The sequence below is a fragment of the Pseudomonas sp. Root562 genome, from assembly GCF_001427125.1.
Classification (GTDB): domain Bacteria; phylum Pseudomonadota; class Gammaproteobacteria; order Pseudomonadales; family Pseudomonadaceae; genus Aquipseudomonas.
This window is the reverse complement of sequence record NZ_LMGK01000021.1, coordinates 77,799-90,813: the sequence shown is the minus strand read 5'-3', so window position 1 is coordinate 90,813 and position 13,015 is coordinate 77,799. Positions and strand designations below refer to the sequence as shown.

General features: G+C 58.8%; 11 protein-coding genes. 1 reads left to right on the top strand and 10 read right to left on the bottom strand.

Annotated features, from left to right (window positions below; translation table 11 throughout):
* Window positions 1-30 precede the first annotated feature (30 nt).
* From glmM to rlmE, 4 genes are all read right to left on the bottom strand, one after another.
* Window positions 31-1,368, bottom strand: coding sequence for a phosphoglucosamine mutase (glmM, locus tag ASD60_RS16150; protein ID WP_056854966.1), 1,338 nt, complete (start codon window positions 1,366-1,368; stop codon window positions 31-33).
* 16 nt (window positions 1,369-1,384) lie between these two features.
* The gene (gene folP, locus ASD60_RS16145) at window positions 1,385-2,236 is read right to left on the bottom strand and encodes a dihydropteroate synthase (RefSeq protein WP_056854965.1); all 852 of its coding nucleotides are present in this window, start codon (window positions 2,234-2,236) and stop codon (window positions 1,385-1,387) included.
* 8 nt (window positions 2,237-2,244) lie between these two features.
* Window positions 2,245-4,155, bottom strand: coding sequence for an ATP-dependent zinc metalloprotease FtsH (ftsH, locus tag ASD60_RS16140; RefSeq protein ID WP_056854964.1), 1,911 nt, complete (start codon window positions 4,153-4,155; stop codon window positions 2,245-2,247).
* A gap of 202 nt (window positions 4,156-4,357) precedes the next feature.
* Window positions 4,358-4,987, bottom strand: a complete 630-nt coding sequence (rlmE, locus tag ASD60_RS16135) for a 23S rRNA (uridine(2552)-2'-O)-methyltransferase RlmE (protein ID WP_056854963.1) — start codon at window positions 4,985-4,987, stop codon at window positions 4,358-4,360.
* 101 nt (window positions 4,988-5,088) lie between these two features.
* Here rlmE and ASD60_RS16130 point away from each other — a divergent pair, with 101 nt between their 5' ends.
* Complete coding sequence (locus tag ASD60_RS16130; protein ID WP_007942889.1) at window positions 5,089-5,397, top strand: YhbY family RNA-binding protein; 309 nt, start codon at window positions 5,089-5,091, stop codon at window positions 5,395-5,397.
* Between the two features lie 9 nt (window positions 5,398-5,406).
* On the opposite strand, the gene ASD60_RS16125 is transcribed toward ASD60_RS16130, so the two are convergent.
* The 6 genes from ASD60_RS16125 to dnaJ form a co-directional block, all read right to left on the bottom strand.
* Entirely contained in the window at window positions 5,407-5,811 is a 405-nt protein-coding gene (locus ASD60_RS16125) for a hypothetical protein (RefSeq protein WP_056854962.1), read from the bottom strand.
* 31 nt (window positions 5,812-5,842) lie between these two features.
* Window positions 5,843-6,319: a transcription elongation factor GreA gene (gene greA / locus ASD60_RS16120; RefSeq protein WP_038861135.1), complete on the bottom strand. Its 477-nt coding sequence runs from the start codon at window positions 6,317-6,319 to the stop codon at window positions 5,843-5,845.
* A 2-nt stretch (window positions 6,320-6,321) separates the two neighbouring features.
* Window positions 6,322-9,543 carry a carbamoyl-phosphate synthase large subunit gene (carB, locus tag ASD60_RS16115; protein ID WP_056854961.1) on the bottom strand — a complete coding sequence of 1,074 codons (3,222 nt, stop codon included), beginning with the start codon at window positions 9,541-9,543 and terminating at the stop codon, window positions 6,322-6,324.
* Between the two features lie 118 nt (window positions 9,544-9,661).
* Window positions 9,662-10,798: a glutamine-hydrolyzing carbamoyl-phosphate synthase small subunit gene (carA, locus tag ASD60_RS16110; protein ID WP_056854960.1), complete on the bottom strand. Its 1,137-nt coding sequence runs from the start codon at window positions 10,796-10,798 to the stop codon at window positions 9,662-9,664.
* Between the two features lie 259 nt (window positions 10,799-11,057).
* Window positions 11,058-11,861: a 4-hydroxy-tetrahydrodipicolinate reductase gene (gene dapB, locus ASD60_RS16105; RefSeq protein ID WP_056854959.1), complete on the bottom strand. Its 804-nt coding sequence runs from the start codon at window positions 11,859-11,861 to the stop codon at window positions 11,058-11,060.
* A gap of 10 nt (window positions 11,862-11,871) precedes the next feature.
* Entirely contained in the window at window positions 11,872-12,996 is a 1,125-nt protein-coding gene (gene dnaJ, locus ASD60_RS16100; RefSeq protein WP_007973132.1) for a molecular chaperone DnaJ, read from the bottom strand.
* Window positions 12,997-13,015: the final 19 nt, after the last annotated feature.

Here is a 13,015-nt window from a genome sequence, read left to right as displayed (position 1 = left end):
CCCAACACAATCAAGGCTGGCAAGCCGAATTCAGGCAGAAACTTCACTTACCAGTTTTGCCAGCTCTTCGGCGTAACCACGAACCTGCGTTTCGTCTTCGCCTTCGACCATGACGCGCACCAAAGGCTCTGTTCCCGACTTGCGCAACAGCACTCGGCCGCGCCCGGCCATAGCGCTTGTGACGCGTTCGCTTGCCTGCTTCACCGAAGGATGATCAAGCGGGCTCGCTCCTCCACCAAACCGCACATTGATCAACACTTGAGGGCACTTGCGCAGCGCTTGACGCGACTGCGCCAGACTCTCGGAGCGCGTCTTGAGCGCCATCAGAACCTGCAGCGCGGCGATGATCGCATCACCCGTAGTGGTGTGACTGAAGCAAACGATATGGCCCGAGTTCTCGCCGCCAACCAACCAATTGCGCTCCAGCAGATCAGCGATTACATATCGATCGCCGACGTTGGCACGTACAAATGGAATCGCCAGGTCCGCCAGGGCCAATTCCAGCCCCAGATTACTCATCAACGTCCCGACCACTCCACCCTGAAGCTTGTCACGCTCATGCAGGTCGCGGGCGATAATGTAAAGCAGCTCGTCACCATCGACGACAGTGCCGGTGTGATCGACCATCAAAACACGATCACCATCACCATCGAATGCAATTCCCAAGTCGGCGTGCTCAGCCAGCACAGCAGCCTGCAACTGCCCCATGTGGGTCGAACCGCAATTTTCATTGATGTTCAAGCCGTTGGGTTGCGCAGACAGGACGACGACATCTGCGCCCAGTTCGCGAAACACGCTCGGCGCCACTTTGTAAGTCGCACCATGGGCACAGTCGAGAACGATTTTCAGCCCTGCAAAACTGGTCCCCGTAGGCACACTGCTCTTGCAGAACTCGATATAACGACCCGAGGCGTCGTTGATGCGCGTGACCTTGCCGATCTTGCTCGACTCAACCACTGTCATGGGCGTGTCCAGCAGTTCTTCGATCATCTGCTCAACTTCATCCGGCAACTTGGTGCCTTTGCCGGAGAAAAACTTGATGCCGTTGTCGTCATGAGGATTGTGCGATGCACTGATCACGATACCGGCTTCTGCATGGAACGTACGCGTCAAGTAAGCGATAGCGGGAGTCGGCATCGGCCCCAGAAGCATCACATCGGCGCCCGCAGAAGTCAGGCCCGCCTCAAGTGCCGACTCAAACATGTACCCTGAGATCCGGGTGTCCTTGCCGACCAGCACCTTGCAAGCGCCCATCTTGCGGAACGCCATTCCCGCGGCCCAGCCGAGCTTGAGCATGAAGTCAGGAGTAATCGGGTATTCACCGACTCGACCACGAATGCCGTCAGTACCAAAATATTTCCTACTCATAAACGCTCCATCATTCTTATTCGGCTGATTCCACTGCGGCGATCATCCTCACCACATCGACTGTTTCGGCTACATCGTGGACGCGCAATATACGCGCACCTTTATGTGAAGCCAGCGCCGCGAGGGCAAGACCGCCATACAGGCGCTCACCTACCGGACGATTCAACGCCTGCCCTATCATGCTTTTTCGCGAAACCCCAACCAACAGGGGGCGCCCCAAGGCATGCAAGGCATCCATATGTTTGAACAAGCTCAGGTTGTGCTGCAAGGTCTTTGCGAAGCCAAAGCCAGGATCGAGAATGATCTTATCGCTGGCTATGCCCGCCGCCTCACACTGGACCATCCGCTCGGCGAGAAACTCGCCCACTTCTCTCGTGACGTCCAGGTAGTGCGGATTGTCCTGCATGTCGCCCGGCTCACCGAGCATATGCATCAGACACACGGGCAAGCCGGTCGCAGCGGCTGCATCCAGGGCACCATCGCGACGCAACGAGCGTACATCGTTGATCAAGCCAGCTCCCAGTCGCGCGGTTTCACGCATGACGGCGGGAGTCGAGGTGTCAACCGAGATAATCACATCAAGCTCGCGATGAATCCGCTCGACGACCGGCGCTACACGTTCCAGCTCTTCCAGCGGCGAAACCGCCCTGGCGCCGGGCCGGGTCGATTCACCACCGACATCAATAAGCGTCGCGCCAGCAGCCACCATCGCCTCGGCATGGCGCAAGGCCGCATCGAGCTGGCTGTACTGGCCGCCATCGGAGAACGAATCAGGGGTGACATTGAGAATGCCCATGACATGCGTCTGGGCCAAATCAAGAACCCGGTTGCCGCAAGGCAACCGGGTCGAGGACTGAACAGAAGTCATTTCAAACCTTAAACGTCAGCAGCCGGACCGCCGATAGGTGTTTCCGGACGCTCGCCCTGTACTGCTGGAGGCGTGCCGGATGCACCGGTGCCACCAGACCAGTCCCGCGGTTCGCGAGGTGTACGACCGGCCATGATGTCGTCGATCTGCTCGGCATCAATCGTTTCATACTTCATCAGTGCATCGGCCATGGCATCGAGCTTGTCACGGTTATCCGTAAGGATCTGCTTGGCCGTACCGTAGCACTGGTCAATGATGCTGCGCACCTCGGAGTCGATCAGTTTGGCTGTCTCACCGGAGAAGCTGGCACTCTGACCACCACCACCGCGACCGAGGAACACTTCACCCTCTTCTTCGGCGTACATCAATGGACCGAGCTTCTCGGAAAGACCCCACTTGGTCACCATGTTCCGCGCAATCTGGCTGGCGCGCATGATGTCATTGGAGGCACCCGTGGTGACGCCATCGAAGCCCAGGGTCATCTCTTCAGCGATACGGCCGCCGTAGAGCGAGCAGATCTGGCTGATGAGCGCGCGCTTGGACAGGCTGTAGCGATCTTCTTCCGGAAGGAACATGGTCACACCCAGCGCACGACCGCGCGGGATAATCGAGACCTTGTAGACCGGGTCATGCTCAGGCACGACGCGACCAACGATGGCGTGGCCGGCTTCGTGATAAGCGGTGTTCTGCTTTTCTTTCTCGGACATGACCATGGATTTGCGCTCGGCACCCATCATGATCTTGTCTTTGGCCAGTTCGAACTCTTTCATCTCGACGATGCGCTTGCCGGCCCGGGCAGCGAACAACGACGCTTCGTTGACCAGGTTGGCCAGGTCAGCACCGGAGAAACCAGGCGTGCCACGAGCGATCACTGCCGGGGCGACGTCGTCACCCATCGGCACTTTGCGCATGTGGACCTTAAGAATCTGCTCACGACCACGGATATCCGGCAGACCAACCACAACCTGACGGTCGAAACGGCCCGGACGCAGCAGCGCAGGGTCGAGTACATCTGGACGGTTGGTTGCGGCAATCACGATGATGCCGTCATTCATTTCGAAGCCGTCCATCTCTACCAGCAACTGGTTGAGAGTCTGCTCGCGCTCGTCATGACCACCGCCCATGCCGGCACCACGGTGACGACCGACGGCGTCGATTTCGTCGATGAAGATGATGCATGGCGCGTGCTTCTTGGCCTGTTCGAACATATCGCGAACGCGGCTGGCACCAACACCGACGAACATTTCGACGAAGTCGGAACCGGAAATGGTGAAGAACGGCACTTTGGCTTCACCGGCAATCGCCTTGGCCAGCAAGGTTTTACCGGTACCCGGAGGACCGACCATCAGCACGCCGCGAGGAATACGACCACCCAGGCGCTGGAACTTGCCCGGATCACGCAGGAACTCGACGAGCTCGCCCACCTCTTCCTTGGCTTCGTCGCAACCGGCAACGTCAGCCAGCGTGGTTTTCACCTGATCTTCGGAAAGCAGTCGCGCCTTGCTCTTGCCGAAGCTCATCGGGCCACCCTTGCCGCCGGCTCCACCCTGCATCTGCCGCATGAAGAACATGAACACGGCGATGATCACGAGGATCGGGAAGCTGGCGACCAGGAGCTGGGTCCAGATGCTTTGCTGTTCCGGCTGCTTGCCTTCGACTACGACATGGTTATCCACCAGGTCGCCGATCAGACCGTTGTCCTGAATTGCCGGACGAATGGTCTTGAAGCTGTCGCCATCGGTGCGTTTGCCGGTGATGACGTAGCCATCAACGGCTACGCGTTCGACCTTGCCATCCTTGACCTGCTGGATGAAGTCGGAATAGTTGAGGGTCTGCGGCTCGTTAGGGCTGGAGAAGTTGTTCATCACCGTCACCAGGACTGCCGCGATGATCAACCACAGGATCAGATTCTTTGCCATATCGTTCAATTAACTACCCTCTGAAGCAAGCGCCGCTGATGGCGCGCGCTTCGCATGATATTCACCGGCCTAACTTACTACATTACCTACGACTCTGGCAGGCGCCGTCTGTAACCCTTTGTGAAACACTTTCTACACAATATTCGCTAAAGCGCTCGGGGCGAAATACGAAAAACCTATCACCCCGCGAAAAAACCTCGTTTTACTCACTACGCCCGCAGTAACCCCAAGCCAACATGTATTGCTCGCGGGAACTGCCGCGGGAAGAGTCTGGCTTGATCATCTGGATCTTGTCGAATTTCTTGCGAGCATCCTTCAGATAAGAATCGAACCCTTCACCCTGAAAAATCTTGATCACGAAATTACCACCGGGCTTGAGTATCCGCTCCGCCAGATCAAGAGCCAGCTCACAAAGAAACATGGCCTTGGGCATATCCACTTCGGGCGTACCACTCATATTGGGGGCCATATCGGAAATCACAAGGTCCACCTGCGAATTACCGACGGCCTCAAGGATCCGGGCAAGCACTTCGTCCTGGGTGAAGTCACCCTGGATGAAGGTCACATCCGGAATACTGTCCATTTCCAGAATGTCCGAAGCGATCAGGCGCCCCTGGCCACCAATCAGCCGGCTGGTGACCTGCGACCAGCCACCGGGCGCCGCGCCCAGGTCGACAACGCTCATGCCAGGGCGGATCAGCTTGTATTTCTCCTGGATCTCCAGAAGTTTGTAACTCGCACGCGAGCGGTAGCCATCCTTCTGCGCCTGCTTCACATAGGGATCGTTGACATGTCTTTTCAGCCAACCAAGGCTTGTCTTGGAACGCGCCATTGGGCACCTCGTTGATAAGGGTCGTGATTAATTGGGCGGATCCACGAGCCCTCGGGTAAAATGGCCGCCATTTTACAGAATCCAGACGAAAGGGTCAGATTATGCCGCTCACTCAAGAGCAGAAGAAACAATACAAATCCATTGGCCACCATCTGAAACCAGTTCTGATTGTGGCAGACAACGGTTTGACTGAAGGTGTATTAGCCGAGCTTGAACGTGCACTGGCAGATCACGAGCTGATCAAGATCAAGCTCAATATCCTCGATCGCGAATCGCGCCTGGCGTCCATCGCTGAACTGTGCAAGGTCGGCAAAGCGGATCTGGTTCAGGTCATCGGCAAGATGGCGCTGATTTACCGCAAGAACTTCAGCGTCAACAAGCAGCTGTCGAACGTTCATCGCTTCAAGTGATGACAAGGGTCACGGGTGTGCTTCGCGCACCCTGCCACTCCATCCCGGCACCGGCTGCAATACCAGGACCAGCCCGGAAAAGCCCAACACCAGATAGCTGAACGCCTGCCAACGGACCGCATTCGGCCAACCGATACGCACAGCGATGAACATCGCACACGCATATAGCGCCATCAACAGCAGTTGCCCACGAATATCAAGCCAGAGACTGAAAAGACCCTCGGCCTGAATCAGCACCAGAGCCTGAAAAATCACACACGCTGCGGCAAAGCCGATCATCAGCGCATTCAGCATGCCTGCGATTTCGTCGATCAGCAGCGGCGCCAGACCTATACGGTCCAGCACCGGCAGCAGACCGATGTGCAACAGCCACAAGCCACCGACCCACAACATCTGGGTCAACTGCCAAAGCATGGCGCCTGCACGGAGCGGGCGCTTGCCTTTATTAGATGTGGCGAACTTCGACAATCTCGTACTCGATAACGCCACTTGGCGTTTTCACCGCGACCACATCGCCCTCTTCCTTGCCGATCAAGGCACGGGCCAAGGGCGAGCCGACAGAAATCTTGCCGAGTTTGAAGTCAGCCTCATCCTCACCCACGATGTGGTAAGTGACGCTTTCATCAGTCTCGACGTTGGCGATTTCAACGGTGGTGCCGAAGATGACCTTGCCGGTGTGAGGAATGGTCGTGACATCGATGATGACCTGGTTCTGAATCCGGCCTTCAATGTCACGTATCCGCGCCTCGACCATACCCTGCTGCTCGCGGGCAGCATGGTATTCGGCGTTTTCCTTCAAATCACCCAACTCGCGGGCCGTACCGATGTCCTGGCTGAGCTTCGGACGAACGACCTTGGTCAGGTGAGCATGTTCTTCTTCCAGGGCGCGAGCGCCCTGAACGGTCATTGGGTACTTCGTTATGCTCATGCCTTCAATCCTGCGTGTAGATCCTGCAAGCGGCGCACGGTCTTTTCGGGACCGAACTTCAGCGCTTCGCAGATAGCTTCGCCAGCAGCAATGGTGGTGGTGCAGTAAATCTTGTGCTGCAGGGCATTGCGACGAATGGAATAGGAGTCAGCGATCGACTGACGACCTTCGGTGGTGTTGATGATCAGCGTGACTTCGTCATTCTTGATCATGTCGACCACGTGCGGACGACCCTCGGTCACCTTGTTCACGCGGCGCACCTTCAGGCCTGCGGCTTCAATCAGCTTGGCAGTACCGGCAGTGGCGACCACTTCGAAGCCCAAGTTGATCAGATCACGGGCCACGCCCGCAACCAGTGGTTTGTCGTCGTCACGCACGCTGATGAACGCAGTACCGCCGGTCGGCAGCACTTCGCTGGCACCCATCTGGGCTTTGGCGAACGCCTCACCGAAGGTATCGCCCACGCCCATCACTTCGCCGGTCGACTTCATCTCAGGGCCGAGGATCGGGTCAACCCCAGGGAATTTGGCGAACGGGAAAACCGCCTCTTTCACGCTGTAGAAGTTCGGAATAATTTCCTTGGTGAAACCCAGTTCTTGCAGGGTTTTACCGGCCATCACGCGTGCTGCGATCATCGCCAGGGAAACACCGATGCACTTGGACACGAACGGCACGGTGCGGGAAGCACGCGGGTTGACTTCGATGACGTAGATGTCTTCGCCTTGCAGCGCCAACTGTACGTTCATCAGGCCGACCACGCCCAGTTCCAGGGCCATTTTCTTGACCTGCTCGCGCATCTCGTCCTGGATGTGTGCCGGCAGCGAATACGGCGGCAGCGAGCACGCGGAGTCACCAGAGTGAACACCCGCCTGCTCGATGTGCTGCATGATCGCACCGATCACCACGTCTTTGCCGTCGCAGACCGCATCGACGTCCATCTCGATGGCGCAGTTGAGGAAGTGATCCAGCAGCACCGGGCTGTCGTTGGACACTTGAACCGCCTCGCGCAGGTAGCGCTTGAGTTCTTCTTCTTCGTAGACGATTTCCATCGCACGGCCGCCCAATACGTAGGACGGACGCACCACCAGCGGGTAACCGATCTTGGCGGCGGCACGAATCGCTTCGTCTTCGCTGCGCACGGTGGCGTTTGGCGGCTGACGCAGGTTCAGGCGCTGGACCATCTGCTGGAAGCGCTCGCGGTCTTCGGCACGGTCGATGGCGTCAGGGCTGGTGCCGATGATCGGCACGCCGGCGGCTTCCAGGGCGCGGGCCAGCTTCAGCGGGGTCTGGCCGCCGTACTGGACGATCACGCCTTTCGGCTTCTCGACGCGAACGATTTCCAGCACGTCTTCCAGGGTCACTGGCTCGAAGTACAGGCGATCGGAGGTGTCGTAATCGGTGGAAACGGTTTCCGGGTTGCAGTTGACCATGATGGTCTCGTAACCGTCATCGCGCAGGGCCAGTGCCGCGTGTACGCAGCAGTAGTCGAACTCGATGCCCTGGCCGATACGGTTCGGACCGCCGCCCAGGATCATGATCTTGTCGCGACCCGACGGCGCGGCTTCGCACTCTTCTTCGTACGTCGAGTACAGGTACGCGGTATCGGTGGCGAACTCGGCGGCGCAGGTGTCGACGCGCTTGTAGACCGGGAAGATTTCCAGCTTGTGACGGTGAGCACGCAGGGCCTTCTCGGTCACACCCAGCAGCTTGGCCAGACGCATGTCGGAGAAGCCTTTGCGCTTGAGGCGGAACATCAGGTCACGGTCGATGCTGGTCAGGCCCAGGGTCTTGACCTTCTCTTCGTCCTTGATCAGATCTTCCATCTGCACCAGGAACCAAGGATCGATCATGGTCATGCCGAAGATGTCTTCAACACTCATGCCGGCGCGCATGGCGTCCGCCACGTACCAGATGCGCTCGGCGCCCGGCACGGTCAGTTCGCGCTTGAGGATGCTCATGCTTTCCGGGTTGCGCAGGTCAACCTTCTCGTCCAGACCGCACACGCCGACTTCCAGACCGCGCAGGGCTTTCTGCAGGGACTCCTGGAAGGTACGGCCGATGGCCATGACTTCACCCACCGACTTCATCTGAGTGGTCAGGCGCGCGTCAGCCTTGGAGAATTTCTCGAAAGCGAAACGTGGCAGCTTGGTCACGACGTAGTCGATGGACGGTTCGAAGGACGCCGGGGTCTTGCCGCCGGTGATATCGTTCGACAGCTCGTCGAGGGTGTAGCCCACAGCCAGTTTGGCCGCGACCTTGGCGATCGGGAAACCGGTGGCTTTCGAAGCCAGTGCCGAGGAACGGGATACTCGCGGGTTCATCTCGATCACGACCATGCGGCCGGTGTTCGGGCAGATACCGAACTGAACGTTGGAACCGCCGGTTTCCACACCGATCTCGCGCAGTACCGCCAGGGAGGCGTTACGCAGGATCTGGTATTCCTTGTCGGTCAGGGTCTGTGCCGGCGCCACGGTGATCGAGTCACCGGTGTGCACGCCCATCGGGTCGAAGTTTTCGATCGAGCAGACGATGATGCAGTTGTCCTTCTTATCGCGGACAACCTCCATTTCGTATTCTTTCCAGCCGATCAGCGATTCGTCGATCAGCAGCTCTTTGGTCGGCGACAGGTCCAGACCACGGGCACAGATTTCTTCGAACTCTTCACGGTTGTAAGCGATACCGCCACCGGTGCCGCCCATGGTGAAGGACGGACGAATGATGCACGGGAAGCCGAGCTTCTCGAGGACCGCGTTGGCCTCTTCCATGCTGTGGGCGATACCGGAACGCGGGCACGCCAGGCCGATGGATTTCATCGCCTTGTCGAAGCGCGAACGGTCTTCAGCCTTGTCGATGGTGTCGGCGTTGGCACCGATCATCTCTACGCCGAACTTCTCCAGAACGCCTTCGCGCTCCAGGTCCAGGGCGCAGTTCAGGGCAGTCTGGCCACCCATGGTCGGCAGCAGCGCGTCCGGACGCTCTTTCTCGATGATCTTGGCAACGGTCTGCCACTTGATCGGCTCGATGTAGGTGGCGTCGGCCATGGCCGGGTCGGTCATGATGGTAGCCGGGTTGGAGTTCACCAGGATGACGCGGTAACCCTCTTCGCGCAGGGCTTTACAGGCCTGGGCGCCGGAGTAGTCGAATTCGCAGGCCTGGCCGATCACGATCGGGCCAGCGCCGAGAATCAGGATGCTTTTAATGTCTGTACGTTTTGGCATGGGTTTGTCACTCAAATCCGCAGGTCAGTCGGCAAGCCGTCTTGTTCAATCTGTGAAGCCTTGAGGGGGCCGCCGGTTTCGGGACCACCCTCAGGCTTTGCTGCATCAGGGCGAGCGATCAGCGTCGCTTGGCCATCTCAGTGATGAAGCGATCGAACAATGGCGCTACGTCGTTCGGGCCAGGGCTGGCTTCCGGGTGACCCTGGAAGCTGAAGGCGCTCTTGTCGGTACGCTCGATCCCTTGCAGGGTGCCGTCGAACAGCGATTTGTGGATCGCGCGAACGTTGGCTGGCAGGGTCGCTTCGTCTACCGCAAAGCCGTGGTTCTGGCTGGTGATCATCACCACGCCGGTATCCAGGTCCTGGACCGGGTGGTTGGCACCGTGGTGGCCGTGACCCATTTTCAGGGTCTTGGCGCCGGAGGCCAGGGCCAGCAGTTGGTGACCGAGGCAGATACCGAAGACCGGGATCTCGGTTTCCAGCACGTCCTTGATCGCCTGGATCGCGTAGTCGCAAGGCTCCGGATCGCCAGGACCGTTGGACAGGAACACGCCGTCCGGCTTCAGCGCCAGCACATCGGCAGCAGGGGTCTGAGCAGGCACCACGGTCACGCGGCAGCCGCGCTCAACCAGCATGCGCAGAATGTTCACTTTGACGCCGTAGTCGTAGGCAACTACGTGGTACGGCAGCTCGGAAGCTTCGATGGTCGCATGGCTGTCGGTTTTCAGATCCCAGACAGTCGAGCGCCACTCGTACTTTTCTTTGGTGCTGACGACTTTTGCCAGGTCCATGCCCTTCAGGCCAGGGAAACCCCGGGCTGCGGCGATAGCGGCTTCTTCGGAAATATTGTCACCGGCCATGATGCAGCCGTTCTGCGCGCCTTTTTCACGCAGGATGCGCGTCAGGCGGCGGGTGTCGATACCGGCGATGGCCACAACGTTGTTGGCCTTCAGGTAGTCGGACAGGGACATCGTGTTACGCCAGTTGCTCGCAACCAGCGGCAGGTCGCGAATGACCAGGCCAGCCGACCAGACGCGGTTCGACTCGGCATCTTCCGGAGTAGTACCGGTGTTGCCGATGTGCGGGTAAGTCAGGGTAACGATCTGTTGGGCGTAGGAAGGATCGGTAAGGATTTCCTGATAGCCGGTCATTGCGGTGTTGAACACCACCTCACCAACGGTTTGACCGTCGGCTCCAATGGCTTCGCCGCGAAAAATGCTGCCATCAGCAAGGGCGAGTATGGCTGGCTTAGTCAAGAAGACCTCCCGTAAATAAAGCCTGAAAGGGCGATCGCAGGTTGTAAAAAAGCGGAGTGACGTATGGACACGTCACCCCGCTTCTTCACTGAATTATTCTGCGCGCTTTTAGTGGACACACTAAAGCTGTAGCTTACAGAAAAAGGCATTTTTGGTCTACCGCCAATGAGCCTTAAAGGCTGGAGAATGCGACAGGACGTCGCTTGGCGGAACAAAACCGGGCTCGAACGCTGTGCACGAGCCCGATTTCGGGTGCATCTTAACGCAGGTCGAGCACGTCTTGCATGTCGTAAAGACCAGGCTCGCGCCCATCCAGCCACAATGCAGCTCGCACAGCACCCTTGGCGAAGGTCATGCGACTGGAGGCCTTGTGCGTGATCTCGACACGCTCACCTTCAGCGGCGAACAGCACAGTGTGATCACCGACGATATCGCCAGCGCGCACAGTGGCAAAGCCGATGGTTTCGCGAGCGCGCGCACCGGTCTGGCCTTCACGGCCATACACCGCCACTTGCTTCAGGTTACGACCCAAGGCATCCGCGATGACTTCGCCCATGCGCACCGCCGTACCGGACGGCGCGTCGACTTTGTGCCGGTGGTGAGCCTCGGTGATTTCGATGTCGACATCGTCACCCAGCACGCGAGCCGCGGTGTCGAGCAACTTCAGGCACAGGTTCACACCCACGCTGAAGTTGGCCGCAAAGACGATCGGAATGTCCTTGCCCGCTTCCGCCAGCAATTGCTTTTCTTCAACGCTGAAGCCAGTGGTGCCAATGATCATCGCCTTGTTGTGCTTGCGGCAGAAGGCGAGGTTTTTCAGGGTCACCGTCGGATGAGTGAAGTCGATCAGCACGTCGAATTCGTCGACAACACGATCCAGATCACCCGACAACGGCACACCGATCCGCCCCAGCGCAGCCAGCTCACCAGCATCAGCGCCGACCAGCGTGCTGTCCGGGCGATCCACTGCCGCCGTCAAACCGGCACCCGGCGTTTGCTGCACGGCTTCGATCAAGGTTTTGCCCATGCGCCCGGCGGCGCCCATCACTGCTATACGTCGCATGCCTGTCTCCTTACAAGTCGCCGAAGAAGCGCTTGACGCCTTCGAACCAGCCAGTGGTCTTCGGTGAATGGCTGTTGTCGTCAGCCAGGGAACTGCGGAACTCTTCGAGCATTTCGCGTTGGCGACGGCTCAGGTTGACCGGGGTTTCGACTGCCACACGGCACATCAGATCACCGGCACCACCGCCACGCACAGGCGCAACACCCTTGCCACGAACACGGAACTGCTTGCCGGTCTGAGTACCCTCTGGGATCTTCAGCTTGACCCGACCATCAAGGGTAGGGATTTCCAGCTCGCCACCCAGCGCCGCGTCGACGAAGCTGATCGGCACTTCGCAGAACAGGTGCTTGCCATCACGCTGGAAGATCGAGTGCTCACGCACATTGATCACCACGTAAAGGTCGCCAGTAGGGCCACCTTGAGCGCCCGCCTCGCCTTCGCCGGACAGGCGAATGCGGTCACCGGTATCGACACCGGCCGGCACTTTCACCGACAGGGTCTTGTACTCTTCGACACGACCTTCGCCGTGGCAGGAATCGCACGGATCGGAAATGATCTTGCCCTGGCCATGGCAACGCGGGCAGGTCTGCTGCACCGAGAAGAAGCCTTGCTGCATGCGCACCTGGCCGATACCGCCACAGGTCGGGCAAGTGACCGGCGAGGAACCTTTCTTGGCACCCGAGCCATCGCATGGCTTGCAGTTGACCAGGGTCGGAACGCGGATATTCACGGTCGTGCCGCGCACCGCTTCTTCCAGGTCCAGCTCCAGGGTGTAGCGCAAATCACTGCCGCGCTGAGCACCGCCACGGGAACCGCCGCGACCGCCACCGAAGAAGTCACTGAAGACATCGCCAAAGATGTCGGAGAAATTCTGACCGCCGAAGCCGGCGCCGCCGCCCCCCATGCTCGGATCGACACCGGCATGGCCGTACTGGTCGTACGCCGCGCGCTTGCTGGAGTCGGACAGCACTTCGTAGGCCTCGTTGGCCTCCTTGAACATCTCTTCCGACGCTTTGTCATCGGGATTACGGTCCGGGTGGTGCTTCATCGCCAGGCGACGGTAGGCCTTTTTCAGGTCTGCCTCGCTTGAGCCTCGTTCAACACCCAATACTTCGTAATAGTCACGCTTTGCCATAAGTCATTTGCACTCTTGA